The sequence below is a fragment of the Pseudomonas sp. FW305-70 genome (assembly GCF_058783925.1).
In genome coordinates, this window is sequence record NZ_JBYSYZ010000019.1 from 23088 (window position 1) to 42344 (window position 19257).

General features: G+C 60.9%; 16 protein-coding genes. 7 read left to right on the forward strand and 9 right to left on the reverse strand.

Going from position 1 to position 19257, the window contains the following annotated elements:
• Window positions 1-191: 191 nt before the first annotated feature.
• From AC3WN7_RS16030 to AC3WN7_RS16055, 6 genes are all read right to left on the reverse strand, one after another.
• A complete protein-coding gene (locus AC3WN7_RS16030) occupies window positions 192-1016 on the reverse strand; it encodes an ABC transporter permease (RefSeq protein WP_007980200.1) in 825 nt (274 codons plus the stop codon).
• A 12-nt stretch (window positions 1017-1028) separates the two neighbouring features.
• Window positions 1029-2276: an ABC transporter permease gene (locus AC3WN7_RS16035; RefSeq protein ID WP_095964075.1), complete on the reverse strand. Its 1248-nt coding sequence runs from the start codon at window positions 2274-2276 to the stop codon at window positions 1029-1031.
• 183 nt (window positions 2277-2459) lie between these two features.
• On the reverse strand, window positions 2460-3503 hold the full coding sequence (locus tag AC3WN7_RS16040) for an ABC transporter substrate-binding protein (protein ID WP_095964076.1): 1044 nt from the start codon (window positions 3501-3503) through the stop codon (window positions 2460-2462).
• Window positions 3504-3551: 48 nt separating this feature from the next.
• The gene (locus AC3WN7_RS16045) at window positions 3552-4676 is read right to left on the reverse strand and encodes an ABC transporter ATP-binding protein (RefSeq protein ID WP_095964077.1); all 1125 of its coding nucleotides are present in this window, start codon (window positions 4674-4676) and stop codon (window positions 3552-3554) included.
• Window positions 4677-5018: 342 nt separating this feature from the next.
• Window positions 5019-5672 carry a response regulator gene (locus AC3WN7_RS16050; protein WP_007993216.1) on the reverse strand — a complete coding sequence of 218 codons (654 nt, stop codon included), beginning with the start codon at window positions 5670-5672 and terminating at the stop codon, window positions 5019-5021.
• Window positions 5673-5773: 101 nt separating this feature from the next.
• Window positions 5774-8170 carry a PAS domain-containing sensor histidine kinase gene (locus AC3WN7_RS16055; protein ID WP_095964078.1) on the reverse strand — a complete coding sequence of 799 codons (2397 nt, stop codon included), beginning with the start codon at window positions 8168-8170 and terminating at the stop codon, window positions 5774-5776.
• Between the two features lie 73 nt (window positions 8171-8243).
• Here AC3WN7_RS16055 and AC3WN7_RS16060 point away from each other — a divergent pair, with 73 nt between their 5' ends.
• Window positions 8244-9233, forward strand: a complete 990-nt coding sequence (locus AC3WN7_RS16060) for an alpha/beta hydrolase family protein (protein WP_102674233.1) — start codon at window positions 8244-8246, stop codon at window positions 9231-9233.
• 137 nt (window positions 9234-9370) lie between these two features.
• Here AC3WN7_RS16060 and AC3WN7_RS16065 read toward each other — a convergent pair whose 3' ends face one another.
• The 3 genes from AC3WN7_RS16065 to AC3WN7_RS16075 are packed head-to-tail and all read right to left on the reverse strand — an operon-like array spanning window position 9371 to window position 11827.
• The gene (locus AC3WN7_RS16065; RefSeq protein ID WP_095964080.1) at window positions 9371-10138 is read right to left on the reverse strand and encodes a TerB family tellurite resistance protein; all 768 of its coding nucleotides are present in this window, start codon (window positions 10136-10138) and stop codon (window positions 9371-9373) included.
• 1 nt (window position 10139) lies between these two features.
• A complete protein-coding gene (murU, locus tag AC3WN7_RS16070; RefSeq protein ID WP_095964081.1) occupies window positions 10140-10811 on the reverse strand; it encodes an N-acetylmuramate alpha-1-phosphate uridylyltransferase MurU in 672 nt (223 codons plus the stop codon).
• The gene (locus AC3WN7_RS16075) at window positions 10808-11827 is read right to left on the reverse strand and encodes an aminoglycoside phosphotransferase family protein (protein WP_095964082.1); all 1020 of its coding nucleotides are present in this window, start codon (window positions 11825-11827) and stop codon (window positions 10808-10810) included. Before AC3WN7_RS16075 ends, murU begins: the two co-directional genes overlap by 4 nt.
• Before the next feature lie 130 nt (window positions 11828-11957).
• Here AC3WN7_RS16075 and AC3WN7_RS16080 point away from each other — a divergent pair, with 130 nt between their 5' ends.
• From AC3WN7_RS16080 to AC3WN7_RS16105, 6 genes are all read left to right on the forward strand, one after another.
• Window positions 11958-14768, forward strand: a complete 2811-nt coding sequence (locus tag AC3WN7_RS16080; RefSeq protein WP_095964083.1) for an LPS-assembly protein LptD — start codon at window positions 11958-11960, stop codon at window positions 14766-14768.
• Entirely contained in the window at window positions 14743-16065 is a 1323-nt protein-coding gene (surA, locus tag AC3WN7_RS16085) for a peptidylprolyl isomerase SurA (protein WP_173862082.1), read from the forward strand. The genes AC3WN7_RS16080 and surA overlap by 26 nt, the downstream gene beginning before the upstream one ends.
• Window positions 16062-17051 (forward strand): 4-hydroxythreonine-4-phosphate dehydrogenase PdxA, encoded by a 990-nt coding sequence (gene pdxA, locus AC3WN7_RS16090; RefSeq protein ID WP_102674232.1) that lies wholly within the window; start codon window positions 16062-16064, stop codon window positions 17049-17051. Before surA ends, pdxA begins: the two co-directional genes overlap by 4 nt.
• A complete protein-coding gene (gene rsmA / locus AC3WN7_RS16095; protein ID WP_102674231.1) occupies window positions 17048-17866 on the forward strand; it encodes a 16S rRNA (adenine(1518)-N(6)/adenine(1519)-N(6))-dimethyltransferase RsmA in 819 nt (272 codons plus the stop codon). Before pdxA ends, rsmA begins: the two co-directional genes overlap by 4 nt.
• A gap of 115 nt (window positions 17867-17981) precedes the next feature.
• The gene (apaG, locus tag AC3WN7_RS16100; RefSeq protein ID WP_102674230.1) at window positions 17982-18362 is read left to right on the forward strand and encodes a Co2+/Mg2+ efflux protein ApaG; all 381 of its coding nucleotides are present in this window, start codon (window positions 17982-17984) and stop codon (window positions 18360-18362) included.
• Window positions 18362-19243, forward strand: a complete 882-nt coding sequence (locus AC3WN7_RS16105; protein WP_102674229.1) for a symmetrical bis(5'-nucleosyl)-tetraphosphatase — start codon at window positions 18362-18364, stop codon at window positions 19241-19243. Before apaG ends, AC3WN7_RS16105 begins: the two co-directional genes overlap by 1 nt.
• The last annotated feature ends 14 nt before the right edge of the window (window positions 19244-19257 follow it).

The following is a 19257-nucleotide window of genomic DNA, read 5'->3' on the forward strand; positions in this document are numbered from 1 at the left end:
ACAATAGTAGCTGGGGATTGGGGTTTGTCTGGTATTCAGGCGGTGAATGTTCGAACAGACACTGGAGAACCCATGTAGGAGCGAGCTTGCTCGCGATGGACTTGAAAACGCCGCTGGGTGCCAGGCTTCCAGCGTTATCGTTGACGACCATCGCGAGCAGGCTCGCTCCCACAGTTGATCGGGGTGAGTCGTTAAACCTGCGCAGTACGCAGTTTCTCGCTACGCCCACGCAGCCATTCCAGGGTCAGCAACAGGATCACCGAGAAGGCAATCAGCAGCGTCGCGGCGGCGGCGATGGTCGGGCTGAGGTTTTCGCGGATGCCGCTGAACATCTGCCGAGGCAGGGTCGCTTGTTCAGGGCCGGCGAGAAACAGCGTCACCACCACCTCATCGAACGACGTCGCGAAGGCGAACAGCGCCCCCGAGATCACGCCCGGCGCAATCAGCGGCAAAGTCACCCGGCGGAACGTGGTCAGCGGCGAAGCACCCAGGCTCGCAGCAGCCCGCACCAGATTGTGGTTGAACCCCTGCAAGGTCGCCGACACGGTAATGATCACAAACGGCACACCCAACACCGCATGCACCACGATCAGCGAGAAGAAGCTGTTACCCAGCCCCAGCGGAGCGAAGAACAGGTAACTGGCCACACCGATGATCACCACCGGCACCACCATCGGCGAAATCACCAGCGCCATCACCAGCGCCTTGCCGGGGAAGTCGCCGCGGGTCAGGCCGATCGCCGCCAACGTACCGAAAACCATGGCCAGCACCGTGGCCGCCGGGGCGACGATGATGCTGTTCTTCAGGGCACGCATCCACTCCGCCGAGGCGAAGAAATCGTGGTACCACTGCAGCGAGAAACCTTGCAGCGGGTACACCAGGAAACTGCCGGAGTTGAACGACAGCGGAATGATCACCAGCACCGGCAGGATCAGGAACAACAGAATCAAGCCGCAGAGAATCCGCAAGCTGTAGAACCACACCCGTTCGATGGGCGACATGTAAGGACTCAGCATTTCGTTCTCCCCTTAGCTCAGGCGCAGGCGGCTCGCGCCCACCAGCCAGCTGTAAATCAGATAAAGCACGACCGTTGCGAGCAGCAGCAGCCCACCGAGTGCGGTCGCCATGCCCCAGTTGATGCTGGTGTTGGTGTAGAAGGCGACGAAGTAGCTGACCATCTGATCGTTCGGGCTGCCCAGCAAGGCCGGGGTGATGTAGTAACCGATGGCAAGGATGAACACCAACAGGCAACCGGCGCCGACACCGGCATAGGTCTGCGGGAAGTACACCCGCCAGAAACTGGCGAACGGATGGCAGCCGAGGGAAATCGCGGCGCGCATGTAAGTCGGCGAGATGCCTTTCATCACGCTGTAGATCGGCAGGATCATGAACGGCAGCAGGATGTGCACCATGGAGATGTAGACACCGACGCGGTTGAACACCAGTTCGATCGGCTTGTCGATGATGCCCATGGCCATCAGGCCGCTGTTGATCAGGCCGCCCGACTGCAGCAACACGATCCACGCCGCGACCCGTACCAGGATCGAGGTCCAGAACGGCAACAGCACCAGAATCATCAGCAGGTTGCTCTGGCGCGACGGCAGATTGGCCAGCAGGTAAGCCAGTGGGTACGCCAGCACCAGGCAGATCACGGTGATGACCAAGCCCATCCAGAAGGTGCGTGCGAAGATGTCGAGGTAGATCGCCTGGTCCGGGGTGGCCGGGGCGATTTCGCCGAGGTCGTCGATGCGATGATCGACAGCCGCCAGCAGGTAATACGGGGTGATGCTGCTGGTGTTGCGGCGCACCGCTTGCCAGTAGGCCGGGTCACCCCAGCGCTCATCGAGACCTTCCAGCGCTTCTTTATAAGAGGCCGGCTCGGTGGCGAGCGGCAAGGCGCGGGCAGTTTTGGTCAGCAGGCTGCGGTAGCCGGCCAGCTCCATGTTCAGGCGCTTGGACAGATCGCCCAGGGTCTGGTTCTTGCGGGCTTCGGCGAGGTCTTCGGCCGCCGCTTTGTAAACCGGTTCAGCGGGCAGGCCGCGGCCGTCCCAGCTGGCGATGGCGGTCACGGTACGCGGCATGCCGCCGACCACTTCCGGGTTGCCAACGCTTTTGTAGAGCAGCGCCACGATTGGCACCAGGAACACCAGCAACAGAAACAGCACCAGCGGCGCGATCAACGCCTGGGCCTTCCAGCGGTTGACCCGCTCGGCGTGCTTGAGCCGCTGCTTCAAGGTGGGGCTGGTGCCCTCGTTCAGGGGAACGGCGATAGCCATGACGTACTCCGGGAATCTTTGATCGTACAGAGGCGGAGAACCACCTCGATCGTTTAAAACACTCTGTTCAAATGTGGGAGCGGGCTTGCTCGCGAAAGCGAAGTGTCAGTCGACAACGATGTTGAATGTACTGACGTCTTCGCGAGCAAGCTCGCTCCTACAGCGTAAGCCCGCGGTGCGGTCTTACTTGGCAGCCCAGGCGTTGAACCGCTGTTCCAGTTGCTCGCCGTTGTCAGCCCAGAAGCTGACGTCGATCTGCACCTGGTTGGCGATGTTTTCCGGGGTGGTCGGCATGTCCTTCAGGACATCCTTGGCCAGCAACGGCACGGCTTGGGTGTTGGCCGGGCCGTAGGCGATGTTTTCCGAGTAGGTCTTCTGCTGCTGTGGCATCACCGAGAAGGCGATGAACTTCTTAGCTGCTTCAGCACGCTTGGCATCCAGACCTTTTGGAATGGCCCATGCGTCGAAGTCGTAGATGCCACCGTTCCACACGACTTTCAGGTTGCTTTCTTTCTGCACGGCAGCGATCCGGCCGTTGTAGGCCGAACTCATGACCACGTCACCGGAAGCAAGGTATTGCGGCGGTTGTGCACCGGCTTCCCACCACTGGATGTTCGGCTTGAGTTCATCGAGCTTCTTGAACGCGCGGTCTTGACCGTCTTTGCCGGCCAGCACTTTGTAGACGTCCTTCGGCGCAACGCCGTCGGCCATCAGAGCGAATTCCAGGGTGTACTTGGCGCCTTTACGCAGGCCACGCTTGCCCGGGAACTGCTTGGTGTCCCAGAAATCCACCCAACTGGTCGGCGCGGATTTCAGCTTGTCGGCGTTGTAGGCCAGCACGGTCGACCACACGAAGAAACCCACGCCGCACGGCTGGATGGCGCCCTTGACGTAGTCTTCGGTGTTGCCGAACAACTTCGGATCAAGCTGTTCGAACATGTCTTCGTCGCAACCACGGGACAGTTCCGGCGACTCAACCTCTACCAGATCCCAGGACACGCTCTTGGTGTCGACCATGGCCTTGACCTTGGCCATTTCGCCGTTGTACTCGCCGGCCACGATCTTGCCGTTGCCTGCCGCTTCCCACGGTGCGTAGAAGGCTTTGACCTGAGCCGCCTTGTTCGCCCCGCCAAAGGACACCACGGTCAGGTCAGGGCCGGCCGCCATTGCGTGTGCCGCGCCCATCATGCCCAGTGCCAAAGCGGTGAATTTCAGGGATCTCAACATTTATTGTTCTCTCCACGTGCAGGGTTGGTGTTGGTATTGCCGGGGCGATCAGTTCGCCTCTAGAAGGGGATCGAGTGCACGAACGTGCTCGACCTGCCAGCCAAGCGGTACCACGTCGCCGACGGCGAGCGATGGATCAAGCTCGGCAATCGGTTGTTTCACGAAGAAGTCGGTCTTGCCGCAGACTTCCATGCGCACCCGGACGTGGTCGCCCAGATAGATGAATTCCTCGACCCGCCCGGAGAAGCGGTTGACGCATTGGTCGCTGGAGCCGTTGAGACTCACTCGTTCCGGACGAATGGACAGGGTCACCGGCTCGCCGGTCTGGCCAACGTTGACCGCCAGGGCTTCCACCTTCTCACCGCGCCCGAGTTCCACAATGCAACGGTCGCCGGTTTGGCTGTGCAGGCGGCCATTGAGACGGTTGTTCTCGCCGATGAAGTTGGCGACGAAGGTGTTTTTCGGCTCTTCGTAGAGGGTGCGCGGCGGCGCGATCTGCTGGATTTCGCCCTGATGGAACACCGCCACACGGTCGGACATGGTCAGGGCTTCGCCCTGGTCATGGGTCACGTAAACCACGGTGACGCCCAGGCGCTGGTGCAGGTGCTTGATTTCCATCTGCATGTGTTCACGCAGTTGTTTGTCGAGTGCACCGAGGGGTTCGTCCATCAGCACCAGTTGCGGCTCGAACACCAGCGCCCGGGCCAAGGCCACACGCTGTTGCTGACCACCGGAGAGCTGCGCCGGGTAACGCTGGGCGAAGCTGTCGAGCTGGACCATGCTCAGCACGCGCTTGACCCGGGCACTGACGTCGCTCTTGTTCATGCCGCGCACGGTCAGCGGGAACGCCAGGTTCTCGGCCACCGTCATGTGCGGGAACAAGGCGTAGTTCTGAAACACCATGCCGATATCGCGCTTGTGCGGTGGCACGTTGTTGATGGCGCGCCCGGCCAACAGGATTTCGCCCGCGGTCGGCGTTTCGAAGCCGGCGAGCATCATCAGGCTGGTGGTCTTGCCGGAGCCGGACGGCCCGAGCAACGTGAGGAATTCGCCTTTGCGAATGTCCAGGTTGAGGTCTTTGACGATCAGGTTCTCGCCGTCGTAGCTCTTCTGCACTCCACGAAAGCTGACCAGAACATCATTGGCCCCTGCGCTTGAATCGACCTGGCTCATACCCACACCTTTGTTATTGATGACTGCTGTGGGGTTAAGCCTAGTGGACGCTGAAGACCACGCAAATCGGGGGGCAAGAGAGATTCGCCTCAGCCGGATGGAAGGCTGGGGGTAGGGATTGCCCTACAAGGATGGCGCGTTTTGGCAAACGCAGTGACCGGCGGTCAGCTGCAAGCCGCAAGTAAAGGCAAAAGCGGGTTTGCAGGATGTCGCAAATGGACATGCCAACACATCTCTGTGGGAGCGGGCTTGCTCGCGAAAGCAGTGTGTCAGTTGACATATTTGGGCCTGATCCACCGCTTTCGCGAGCAAGCCCGCTCCCACATTGGACAGCGCTGTTCTTTAGAGCAGCTTGTGCTCCATCGCGTACTTCACCAGCTCCGCCAGCGAGGTGATGTTGAGCTTCTGCATCAGCCGCGCCTTATGGGTGCTGATGGTCTTGCTGCTCAGTGCCAGTTGCTGGGCAATGTCGTTGACGTTGGCGCCCTGGGCCAGGCGTTCGAACACGGAAAATTCGCGCTCGGAGAGCAACGAATGCAATGGCCTCGAGTCGGTCAGGCCGACCTCGAAGACCATGCGGTCGGCCAGTTCCGGGTCGATATAACGCCCGCCTGACGCCACTTTGCGAATGGCCGTCAGCAACAGTGCCGGATCGCTGTCCTTGGTTGCATAACCGGCGGCCCCGACCTTCAGCGCCCGGGCAGCCATTTGTGCTTCGTCGTGCATCGACAACACCAGGATCGCCGGCGGATTGTTCAGGGCGCGAATCCGCGGAATGGCCTCCAGGCCATTGACGCCCGGCATGGAAATGTCCAGCAACACCACTTCGCAGGGCACATGACGCAAGGTGTCGAGCAACTGCTCGCCATTGCTCGCCTCCCCCACCACCAGCAAGTCCTTGGCCAGGCCAATCAGCTGTTTGATGCCTTCGCGGACAATGGTGTGGTCTTCGGCTACCAGTACACGGATCACGTTCTTCTCCAGATTCAAGATCATTCGCGAGCAAGCCCGCTCCCACATTGGATTTGGGCATCTACACAAAACATTGTGGGAGCGGGCTTGCCCGCGAAGGCGTCGGTACAGTCAACACAACCTGTTCAGGCTGCATCCAGCGGAACGCGCACACTCAGCGTCGTGCCTTCACCCGGCTCACTCTCAAGGGATAACTCACCCCCCATGATCAACACCCGCTCACGCATTCCGACGATCCCGAAGGACGTTGGCCTGCCAGGCGCAGCTACAAATCCTACGCCATCATCGGCGACCGTCAGGCACAACTCGTCACCTTCAAGCGCCAGTGTCAGTTCAACAGTATGCGCCTGGGCATGGCGCATGACATTGGTCAGTGCTTCCTGAAGGATCCGGAACAGGCCTATGGCCTTGGCATCGCTGAGCACCGGCAGATTGTCCGGCACCTGCACCAGACATGGAATCTGCGTACGCGCCTCGAATCGACGGGCCTGCCATTCGATGGCCGAGGCAATGCCGGCATCGAGAATCGGCGGGCGCAATGCAGTCGCCACGTCGCGAACCAACTGGAAGAGCTGGGCGATCAGGCGTTTCATGCTGCCCAGGCGCTCGTTAAGACCCGGATCAAGTTGCGCGTAAGCCAGTTCGCACATGGAGGTTTCCAGCTTGAGCACAGTCAGCATCTGCCCCAGTTCATCGTGAACTTCCCGGGCGATGCGCGCTTTTTCTTCTTCGCGCACGCTTTCCAGGTGCGCGGACAGCTCACGCAGTTGTTCCCGGGAGCTGGCCAGCTCAAGCTCGATGCGCTTGCTCTCGCTGATGTCCCAGACGATGCCGTCCCAGACATAGGCGCCGTCTTCCAGTCGGCGGGTGATGGCCTTGATTTCCGCCCAGCGTTGCTCACCCTGACGCGTGAGGATTCGCCCTTGCCACGACCAGTCGCTGTCGGTATCCAGCGCATGGTCCTGGGTCTGGTGATAACTGGCCTTGTCATCCGGATGCACCAGGCTGCGCAGGCCTTTGTCACGATGCGCCAGCGTCGCCGGTGAATAACCCACCAGGCTTTCGCTACCTTCGCTGATATAGGCAAAGTCGATCTGGCCAGTCACCGGTGCCCGCTCCAGGCGGAAAACCAGCCCCGGAACGTTGGCGGCGATGCCCTGCAGCCGCGCCTCGCTTTCCTGCAAGGCCGCCAGGGCGCGGCGCCGCTCGGTGACGTCGTTGAGGTAAACCACCAGGTATTCGCCATCGCGAAAACGCAGAAAACTCAACGAAACATCGGCCGGCAGGATGCTGCCGTCGGCGCGCACGCAGTTGGTTTCGAAGCTTTGTGGGCCCTCTTCACTGGCCCGGGCGCGCTTCCACAGATTGAGCCAACGATCCATGTGCAGGCCGGGTTCGAAATCGATCAAGGGCCGATCGATGATCGCGCCGGGTGGATAGCCGAGCATGCTTTCCGCCGCACGATTGGCGTAGCGCACGTGGCTGTCCCAGTTGACCCAGAGGATGCCGACGGTGCTTTGATCGATGGAAAACTGGGTCAGCCGCAACGCCTCTTCGCTGGCGGCACGCAAGGCAATGTCTTCCTGCGCAGCCATCAGGCGTTGCTCCAGGCTGTGCTGCTGGCGACGCTGCCAGAACACGATGGCCACGCAACTCAACGTCAGCACAGTCAGCAACAGGCAGAGGTTTTGCCAGAACCCCGGCGACTCGGTGAGGCGTGGATACTTGGGCTGCAGCCATTGATTGTGCAGTTGCTCCAGATCCTTGGCCGGGATCGCCCGCAATGCGCTTTCGACAATACCCGCCAGTTCCGGCTTGTCGCGACGCGTGGCTACCCGCAACAGCTGTGGCAGGCCGACATCCCCGACTACCACCAACCCGGCAAACTCCGGTTCGACGGACAGGCGCCCCAACTGCGCTTCATCGACCACAGCATAAGCCGCCTGCTGGCCTGTCAGTAACTGCAATGCCTGGCGCTCCATCGGGACGCCTTGCAGATTCAGGTGCGGATAGTTGCTGCGCAGGTAATCGGCAATGGCGCTGGGCATGCGCACGGCGACGCGGGTCTGGCTGTCGAGCTTTTCCAGTTCGATCGCCCCGGCGCTTTTCTGGTCGCTGACCACCAGTTGCGGCACCCGCATGTAGGGGTCGGAGAATTGCCAGAGGCGCAGCCCGCCAGGTGTCTGGGTCAATCCCGGGGCGATATCGATTTCGCCTTCGCGTGCGGCAGCTTCCAGTTGTTCAAGGTCGGAAAAGTTGCGCCAGCTCAGCTCGACATTGAGGGTCTTTGCCAGGCGCTTCATCAAGTCGACATTCACTCCGGACAGGCGCTGCAAGCGGCGATCGTATTGCGCATAGGGTGCCTGCAACACCAGTCCGACCCGCAACTCGCCCTGCTGCGTCAGCCAGTGCTGTTGTTTCGGGGTCAGTTGGGCAACGTGCGCCGGGGGCACGACTGCCGCCCAACCCATCAAGGGAAACCACAAACAGCCGATAACCCACAGGCAGCGAAAACGCATCATTGAACTCTCACACACTGACAAATACTGACCAACCCATTAGGCTGCCGGAACAACTTCTGGCCTGGAATATCCGATGCCCCCTGTCTACCGCCTGGCACTGCCAGCATTGTGCCTGTCGTTGATCCTGCCTTGCGCTTTTTCCGTCGAGGCGGCCGACCCGGCGCCCGCCGCCAAGGAAAAAACCACCGAAGAAAAGCCACTCGAACGTCAGCCGCTGCCTGAACGTAGTCAGGAAGAAGCGACTGCACTTGAGCGAAAGATCCCGGCTCAGGAACAGCAACAACTGCAAGCGGGCACCGACACGTTTCTGGCCCTGTGGAAACCGGCCAATACCGCCGAGCCCAAAGGCGCGGTGATTATCATCCCGGGCGCTGGCGAAACCGTTGACTGGCCGCAAGCAGTCGCTCCTTTGCGGCGCAAATTGCCGGACGCCGGGTGGAGCAGCCTGAGTATCACCTTGCCGGACTTGCAAAGCGATGCCATTGCGCCACGAATCGTGGAGGCAACTCCGGCTCCCCAAGCCCCCGAAGCCGGCAGCAAGGACTCGACCACCGCAGCCCCGATCGAACAGGTGGCCGGTGGCGAGGCCGATGTGGCCGACAAGGCCATCGCTGAGACCACCGAAGAACAATCCAGGGCAGATGCCGAGCGCATCTTCGCCCGGATCGACGCCGCGATCGCATTTGCCGAACAACAAAGCGCCCGCAGCATCGTGGTGCTGGGGCATGGCACTGGCGCCTATTGGGCCGCGCGCTACCTGAGCGAGAAGCAGCCATCGCAAGTCGAGAAACTGGTCATGGTCGCCACCCGCACACCGCTGGCAGCGACGCCCGAGTTGGTGGAACTGACTCCAACCCTGAAACTGCCGACCGCCGATTTTTACTACAAAGACAAAGCGCTGGACCGCAACGCCGCGCTGGAACGCCTGCAGGCCAGCAAACGTTTGAAGTCCTCGACATTCAGCCAGGTCGCGCTCAAGGCCTTGCCCGATAGCAAGGCCGAACAGGAGCAATTGTTCCGGCGGGTGCGGGGCTGGTTGAATCCGCAGCCTGCGACAGACTGACAAACCGAGGCGCTTCATTCGCGAGCAAGCCCGCTCCCACAGGTTTTATGCCGGTCACGAAATGGCGGACGACATCAAACCTGTGGGAGCGGGCTTGCTCGCGAAGGGGCCATTACAGGCAACACAAAGCTGTTCGGCTAGCGAAAGTCCCGCCGCTCCCGAATCAGCGTATAGGCGCTATGCAGTTCACGCGTTCGCTCGGTGGCCTCACGAACCTGCGTCGCCGTTGCGCCACTGCCGGCGATCTTGTCCGGATGATGGCGACTGAGCAGGCGCCGGTAAGCACGCTTGATCTGCGCCGGTTCAGTGGTGGCCGACACCCCCAACAACTTCAAGGCGTCCTGATAGCTTGGCACGCTGTTGCCCAATGGCCGCTTCTGCGGCTCATAATCGTGGGCCAACGCCTGTACCTGATGCGGCGTCCAGCCCAGCCACTGCCCCCACTGGCGGATCAACTCACGCTCACCGCTGCCGGCACGACCATCGGCCCATACCATTCGCCAGCAGGCGCGTAACACGCCTTCCGCCGCATGGGGCTGGGCACTCAGGCGACGCAGATAACCGCGTAGCCGGTCACGACCCGACTTGCCACGGTTGAACGCGGCGATTGCACGGCGCTGAGCCGGCCCGGACATGTCCAGCGAGCGCATTTCCGCCTGGGCCTGTTCGATGTGCCCGGCCATCACCTGGCCGTCGCACTTGGCCAGGCGTCCCAGCAGGACAAACAGCAACTCATCGTTGCGCAGCACCGGGCGGCCGCCCAGTTTTTCCCGCAAATGCCCCCAGCTCTGCAGGTGCAAGCGCCGGTCCAGCGCCTGCCCCAACAACGCGCCGAGCATGGCCCCCGGAATACTGGCTATGGCAAAGCCCGCTCCGGCTCCAATCAGAGTCCCTGGCCACAGCATGTCAGCGGCTCGCTTCTATCAATGTTTCAACTTCGGCCAGACGCTCGTGAGTACCGACATCGACCCAGTGCCCCCGCAACTGCTCGCCGGTCACCTGCCCGTCAGCCATGGCTTTGCGCAACAGCGGCGCGAGCTTGAAGGCTCCGGCGGTGCAACCGTCGAACAACTGCGGATGCAACACGGCGATGCCGCTGTAGGTCAGGGTAGGAGCCGGCGGTTGACCGTCGTGCACCTGGCTTCCGACCAGGCTGAAGTCCCCGGCCGGATGATGCGGCGGGTTGCTGGCCAGCACCAGGTGCGCCAGGCCGTTGATGGGTTGGTGCAACACACTGAAGTCGTAATCGGTCCAGATATCGCCGTTGACCACCACAAAGGCTTCATCTCCCAATAACGGCAAGGCGCGGAAAATCCCGCCGCCGGTTTCCAGGGGTTCACCCTCCGCCGAGTACTGAATGCTCACGCCATAGCGCGAACCATCGCCCAGATAGTCTTCGATCTGCTGACCGAGCCAGGCGTGATTGATCACGATGTCGGTGAACCCCGCGGCAGCCAGCGCCCGCAGGTGATACTCGATCAGCGGCACGCCGCCGGCACGCACCAGCGGTTTTGGCGTGGTCAGGGTCAGCGGGCGCATGCGCTCGCCTTTGCCCGCGGCCAGAATCATTGCCTTCATGCTTTCACTCCGGCACGCAGGCTGGCCAGCAGCACATCCAGTTCGGCCAGTTCGGGGCGGCGAGCGATCACGGCATCTATATAGGCAAAGAAGCGCGGAACATCGCCCAGATAACGCGGTTTGCCGTCGCGATGGCAGATGCGCGCGAAAATACCGATGACTTTCAGGTGACGTTGCACGCCCATCAAGTCGCTGGCCCGCAGAAAGTCCTCGAACTCGGGCTGAACCGGAATACCGAGCGCCCCCGCCTGCCGCCAGTAGCTTTCCAGCCAGCCGTGTACGCGCTCCTGGGGCCAACTGAGGAAAGCGTCCTTGAACAGGCAGGTCACGTCGTAGGTCACCGGGCCATATACCGCATCCTGGAAATCCAGCACGCCGGGGTTGGGCTCGCTGAGCATCAGGTTGCGCGGCATGTAGTCGCGATGCACCAGGACTTTTGGCTGTGCCAGGGCGCTGTCGATCAACAGATCGCTGACCTGCTGCCAGAGCACTTGCTGCGCCGCGTCGAATTCGATGCCCAATTCGCGCTTCACGTACCACTCGGGGAACAGTTCCAGTTCGCGACGCAGTAATGCCACGTCATAGCTCGGCAGCGGTGCAACCATCGGCAACTGCTGGAAAGCCAGCAACGCCTGCAGGGCATCCTTGAACAAATCGTCGGCGTTTTCGCTGTCGATGACATCCAGATAGGTCTTGTTGCCCAGGTCATTGAGCAAAAGAAACCCGCGCTCCAGGTCTTCGGCATAAATTTTCGGCACATTTATTCCGGATTTCGCCAGCAAAAAGGCGATATCCACGAAGGGTTTGCAGTTTTCCTGGGGCGGTGGCGCGTCCATCACGATGAAACTTCTGCCATCGCCTTCCCAGCGGAAATACCGCCGGAAACTCGCGTCGCTGCTGGCCGCAGTCAATGTGGCCGGGGGTACGACGCCCCAGCCCTGCTCGGCAAAAAGGGTCGTCAATTGTTCATCGAGCCAAACTTTCAGGTGTTGCAAGCGTACATCTTGATCAGGCATTGCAAGGGTCTCCGACGGCGCTAGCCGTCAAGCGGGTCATGCTTTATTATCCAGCATCTTTTTCAGACCATCGAGAGGCGTGCGGCCCACACCGCGGGCAGATGGCACGCAGGAAGCCCGGACTAATAAGATGGCATTGAAATCCCCCGCGTTTCGTAAAAAATTTCCGTTGTTGGTTACCGGCAGTTTGCTGGCGCTGCAACCCCTTGCCACTTCCTACGTGGTCGCCGCGGAACAGTTTGACTGCTCAGTCTCTGCTTCGGGTTCCTGGGACTGCGCGCCAAAGACGCCGGCGGCTGCATTACCACCGCGTCCCGTTCATGACGGCAGCGCAGTTTCCGCCACCGGCGAAGCCTCGGCCGAGAACGGCTCCAGTGAAGACACTGGCGCCAAGCCGGTGCTCGTCACCGAATCCAAAGGCCGTGGCCTGAAGTCGCGTAGCGAAGACTACAGTCACCTCGACTGGGTTCCCCGCGAGCAGCTCACCGCCGCACAATTGGCTGAAACCGGTCCTTATTGCTCTGGTTCCTATATCGAACCGATTCGTCCTGGCATGAATGACAAGACGGATAAAAGTGACGCACCTACCTTTATCGGCGCAAAAGCCTCCCGCTATAAGCAGGATGAGCAGGTCGCGACCCTGGCCGGCGACGTCGTCATGCGTCAGGGCAGCATGCAGGTCGAAGCCGACGAAGCCAACCTGTACCAGGCCGAGAACCGTGGCGACCTCAATGGCAACGTGCGCATTCGCGACAACGGCGCCCTGATCGTCGGCGACCACGCCGACGTGCAGCTCGACACCGGTGAAGCCAAGGTCGACAACGCCGAATACGTGATGCACAAATCACGCATCCGCGGTAATGCGCTGTACGCCAAACGTGCCGAGAACGCTATCATCCGCCTCAAGGACGGTACGTACACCACGTGCGAACCGAACAGCAACGCCTGGCAGCTCAAGGGCAACAACATCACCCTGAACCCGGCCACCGGTTTCGGTACGGCGACCAACGTGACGCTGCGGGTCAAGGACATTCCGGTCCTGTACACGCCGTACATCTATTTCCCGATCGACGACCGTCGCCAGTCCGGCTTCCTGCCGCCGACCATCGGCACCGGCAGCGATACCGGCTTCATGCTGGTCACCCCGTACTACTTCAACCTGGCGCCGAACTACGATGCCACGTTGTACCCGCGCTATATGGAAAAGCACGGCCTGTTGATGGAAGGCGAATTCCGCTACCTGACCAAGTCCAGCGAAGGCCAGTTCGGTGCGGCGTACCTCAACGACGAAAGCGACGAACGCGACAAGCAGTCCGACGCCGAAAAAACCCGCTACATGTACAACTGGCAGCACAAGGGTGGCCTCGATTCACGAGTACTCACGCAAGTCGACTACACCAAGATCAGCGATCCGTATTACTTCCAGGATCTGCAGACCGACCAGATTGGCGTGAAAAGCAACGACTATGTGAACCAGCAGGGTTCCGTGACCTATCGCGGCGACAGCTATACCGCTCGCGCAAACGCCCAGGCATACCAACTGGCAAGCGTATCGAACATTACGCCGTATGACCGCCTGCCGCAGCTCACCCTCGACGGTATGCTGCCTTATCATCCGGAAGGCCTGGATTTCACGTACAGCACCGAACTCGTACGGTTTGACCGGGATCTGCGGAACGGGACCTACTTTGACGAAGATGGCGTCGGCTCTCCCCGTATTGATACAAACGTTGTAGGTCTGGCACGCGCCAATGGCGACCGCCTGAATCTTGCGCCCGCCATGAGCCTGCCGATGAATACGACGTACGGCTTCCTGACACCGAAACTCAAGTACCAGTACACCCAGTACCAACTGGATCTGGACGGTCTTGGCAAAAGTCAGATCGCGCAGCAAGATCAGGCCGCAGCTGCCGCCGGGACTAAAAATTTCAATGGCAACTTCGACAGCAACCAGAACCGCGGCGTGCCGATCGCCAGCATCGACAGCGGCCTGTACTTCGATCGTAATACCCAGTATTTCGGCAAGAACTACCGCCAGACTCTAGAGCCGCGTCTGTTCTACCTGTACGTGCCTGAGGTCGACCAGGAAGACATTCCTGTATTCGACACCAGCGAATACACCTTCAACTTTGCGTCGCTGTTCCGTGACAACCGCTTCTCCGGCTCCGACCGTGTCGGCGACGAGAACAAACTGTCCCTGGGCTTGACCAGCCGCTGGATCGAAGACAACGGCTTCGAACGTCAACGAATCAGCGTCGGCCAGGCACTGTACTTCAAGGACCGTGAAGTACAGTTGCCAGGCATAAACTTCAAAGACCGTGCCGACGCCCAGGCCAACGTTTCCCCCTATGCGCTGGAATACGAATATCGCTGGAACCGCGACTGGCGCACCACGGCCGACTACAACTGGGACCCGGACAGCCGCAGCCCTCGCTCGGGCAGCGCGATGTTCCACTACCAGCCAGAGGACAACCCGAACAAGATCGTCAACCTCGGCTATCGCTATCGTAACGACCAGGTGATCTACAACCAGAACACCGGTCAATGGCAGTTCGGCGGCGACTACGGCACCCCAGGACAGCCTGGCTACGTGAAGGATTACTACAAGATCGAACAGCACGACTTCTCGGTGATCTGGCCGATCGTGCCGCAATGGAGCGCTATCAGCCGCTGGCAGTATGACTACAACCGCAACCGTACCCTGGAAGCCTTCGGTGGTTTCGAGTACGACAGCTGCTGCTGGAAACTGCGCCTGATCAACCGTTACTTCGTTGATTACGACGAGTTCAGCCAGCAAGCACCGGAAAACGAAAAAGGCGACCATGGCGTCTTCCTCCAAATTGTTCTGAAGGGACTCGGCGGCCTCACCGGCGCCAAGGCAGAGAGCTTCCTCGACAAAGGCATTCAAGGTTATCGTGAACGTGAAGACCAAGCTTTCTGATTGTCTACGCCCGCTGATGCTGGGCGCGCTGTTTCTGAGTACGGCGGCCAGTGCCGCCGTGCAGTCCATCGATAAAGTGGTGGCCATCGTCGACAACGACGTGGTCATGCAGAGCCAACTGGACCGACGCGTTCATGAAGTTCAGCAAACCATTGCCAAGCGTGGTTCTGCCGTGCCGCCGGCCAGCGTGCTGGAGCAACAGGTACTTGAGCGCCTGATCGTCGAAAACCTGCAATTGCAGATCGGCGAGCGTTCCGGTATCCGCATTACCGATGAAGAGTTGAACCAGGCCGTGGGCACCATTGCCCAGCGCAACAACATGTCGATCGAGCAGTTCCGCGCTGCCCTGACTCGCGACGGTCTGTCCTATGAAGACGCACGTGAGCAGATTCGCCGCGAAATGGTCATCAGCCGCGTGCGCCAGCGCCGGGTCGCCGAACGCATTCAGGTCTCCGAGCAGGAAGTGAAGAACTTCCTGGCATCTGACCTGGGCAAAATGCAGCTGTCCGAAGAGTTCCACCTGGCCAACATCCTGATTCCTACACCGGAAAGCGCCAACTCTGAAGCGATTCAGAGTGCTGCCAAACAGGCCGATGCGATTTACCAGCAGCTCAAGCAAGGCGCTGACTTCAGTCAGTTGGCAATCGCCAAATCCGCCAGCGAAACTGCTCTGGAAGGTGGTGACATGGGCTGGCGTAAAGCCGCTCAACTGCCTCCGCCGTTCGATCGCCTGCTGAGCACCATGCCGGTGGGTGATGTCACCCAGCCAATGCGTACCCCGGGCGGCTTCATCATCCTGAAGATCCTCGACAAGCGTGGCGGCGAGACCCAGATGCGCGATGAAGTGCATGTGCGTCACATCCTGGTCAAGCCGAGCCCGATCCGAGACGAAGCGAAAACCAAGGCCCTGGCCGAATCGCTCTACAGCCGTATCGAGGCTGGCGAAGACTTCGCCGAGCTGGCGAAAAACTACTCGGAAGACCCGGGTTCCGCCCTCAACGGCGGCGACCTGAACTGGATCGACCCGAACGCGCTGGTACCCGAGTTCCGCGAAGTGATGGCCAAGACCCCACAAGGTCAGCTGTCCAGGCCGTTCCAGACTCAATACGGCTGGCATGTCCTGGAAGTCCTTGGCCGTCGCGCCACCGACAGCACCAGCCAGGCTCGCGAGCAGCAAGCCATGACCGTTTTGCGTAACCGCAAATACGACGAAGAGCTGCAAACCTGGCTGCGTCAGATCCGTGACGAAGCGTACGTGGAAATCAAACTCCCTGGCGCCGACCAGGCAGCGCAGTGAAACCCCAACGTTTCGCGCTGACACCCGGCGAACCAGCCGGCATAGGTCCCGACCTGTGCCTGCTGCTCGCCTCGCAAGCCCAGCCCCATCCCCTGATTGCCATTACCAGTCGCGACCTGCTCATCGAGCGGGCTGCGCAACTGGGCGTGGCGGTCGACTTGCTGCCGGTCACCCCGGACAACTGGCCGGATGCCCCAGCGCCAGCCAACAGCCTGTATGTCTGGGACACACCGCTCAACGCCAAGGTCATCGCCGGACAACTGGACAAGGCCAACGCTGCGTTCGTCCTGGAAACCCTGACCCGGGCCGGCCAAGGCTGCCTGAGCGGGGATTTTGCCGGCATGATTACCGCACCTGTGCACAAAGGCGTCATCAACGAATCCGGCATCGCCTTTTCCGGGCACACGGAATTCCTTGCCGACCTGACCCATACCGCGCAAGTGGTGATGATGCTGGCCACTCGTGGCTTGCGCGTGGCCCTGGTGACCACTCACCTGCCCCTTCGCGAGATTGCCGATGCCATCACGCCGGAGCGCCTGGAACGCGTCACGCGAATCCTGCACGCCGACCTGCAAAACAAGTTCGGCATCGCCCGGCCGCGCATCCTGGTCTGCGGGCTCAACCCGCATGCAGGTGAAGGCGGACACCTGGGCCATGAAGAAATCGATATCATCGAACCCACATTAGAGCGCCTGCGCGGCGAGGGCATGGACCTTCGCGGCCCCCTGCCCGCCGACACTCTGTTTACCCCCAAATATCTGGAGCACTGCGATGCGGTGCTGGCGATGTACCACGACCAGGGCCTGCCGGTGCTGAAGTACAAAGGCTTCGGCGCGGCAGTCAACGTGACCCTCGGCTTGCCGATCATCCGTACGTCGGTCGACCACGGCACCGCCCTGGATCTGGCCGGCAGCGGCAAGATCGACACCGGCAGCCTGCAAGTCGCCCTGGAAACCGCCTACCAGATGGCCGAGACCCGTTTATGACCGAGCACTACCAACACAAGGCGCGCAAACGCTTTGGCCAGAACTTCCTGCACGATGCCGGCGTTATCGACCGCATCCTGCGCTCCATTCATGCCAAGGCAGAAGACCGCCTGCTGGAAATCGGCCCGGGCCAGGGCGCACTGACCCAAGGCCTGCTCAGCAGCGGCGCGCAACTCGACGTGGTGGAACTGGACAAGGACCTGATCCCGATCCTCAACCAGCAGTTTGCCGACAAGAGCAACTTCAACCTGCATCAGGGCGATGCGCTGAAGTTCGACTTCAACAGCCTGAATGCCGCGCCAGGCAGCCTGCGAGTGGTCGGCAACCTGCCGTACAATATCTCCACGCCGCTGATTTTTCACCTGCTGCACAACTCGCACCTGATCCGCGACATGCACTTCATGCTGCAAAAGGAAGTGGTCGAGCGCCTGGCTGCCGGCCCGGGTGGTGGTGACTGGGGCCGTCTGTCGATCATGGTTCAGTACCATTGCCGGGTCGAGCACCTGTTCAACGTCGGCCCGGGCGCGTTCAACCCGCCACCGAAAGTCGATTCGGCCATCGTGCGCCTGGTACCCCACGCAGTACTGCCGCACCCGGCCAAGGATCACCGTCTGCTGGAGCGCGTCGTGCGCGAAGCGTTCAACCAGCGCCGCAAAACCCTGCGCAACACCCTCAAGCTGCTGCTGAGCAATGCCGAAATCGAAGCCGCCGGCGTCGATGGCAGCCTGCGTCCCGAGCAGCTCGACCTGGCCGCCTTCGTGCGCCTGGCTGACAAGCTCAGCGAGCAAGCGCCACAAAAGCCTGCCACTGACTGACAGGCGATGAGCGCTATCGGGTAGGACGCCACTCTGGTCTACTACCCGATACTTGGCCTAGACTGAACTCCATCAGCTACGCCCCGCGTCCCGCTTCGTTTTTAAGGCCCCTTGAATGTCCGATCCTCGTTATCAGGTCGACGTCAGCGTCGTCACCCGCTATCTGGCAGAACAATCGCAACCCGAGCACCACCGCTTTGCCTTCGCCTACACCATTACCGTGCAAAACAATGGCGAAATGCCCGCCAAACTGCTTTCACGGCACTGGGTCATCACCGATGGTGACGGACATGTCGAAGAAGTCCGCGGCGCAGGGGTGGTCGGCCAGCAACCGCTGATCGAACCGGGCAAGAGCCACACCTACAGCAGCGGCACGGTGATGACCACCAAGGTCGGCACCATGCAAGGCACCTACCAGATGCTTTCCGACGACGGCAAACATTTCGATGCCATCATCGCGCCCTTCCGCCTGGCGGTGCCCGGAGCCCTGCACTGATGGCAACCTACGCTGTCGGCGACCTGCAAGGCTGCCTTCAGGCCCTGCAATGCCTACTCAAACAAGTGGCGTTCGACCCTCAACGCGATCGCCTGTGGCTGGTGGGCGACCTGGTCAACCGCGGCCCGCAGTCGCTGGAAACCCTGCGCTTCCTCTATAGCATCCGCGAATCGCTGGTGTGCGTGCTCGGCAACCACGACCTGCACCTGCTGGCGGCCGGACGCAACATCGAACGCCTGAAGAAGGCCGACACCCTGCACGAGATCATTGAAGCGCCGGATAGCGCCGAACTGCTCGAATGGCTGCGCCAGCAAAAGCTCATGCACTACGACGAACAACGCAACGTGGCACTGGTCCATGCCGGCATTCCACCCCAGTGGTCGCTGCGCAAAGCCTTGAAGTGTGCCGCCGAAGTCGAGACCGCCTTGCGTGACGACAACCTGCTGCCGCCCTACCTCGATGGCATGTACGGCAACGATCCGGCGAAATGGGACAATGACCTCAAAGGCGTGACGCGCCTGCGGGTGATCACCAATTATTTCACCCGCATGCGTTTTTGCACCGCCGAAGGCAAACTCGACCTCAAGAGCAAGGAAGGCCTCGGTACCGCACCACCCGGATACAAACCCTGGTTCCAGCACAAGGAACGCAAGACCAAGGGCCTGAAGATCATCTTCGGCCACTGGGCAGCACTGGAAGGCAATATCAATGAGCCTGGCATCTCGGCCCTCGACACTGGCTGCGTCTGGGGCGGTGCCCTGACCCTGATGAACGTCGACAGCTTCGAGCGCCTGTCCTGCAAATGCGACGAACACGGCCATGCCGTGCCGCCAGTCGCCTCATCCATTTCCCAAACATCGCCAGCCAGCGCACCGCGCTAGACTGCCCATTCAGC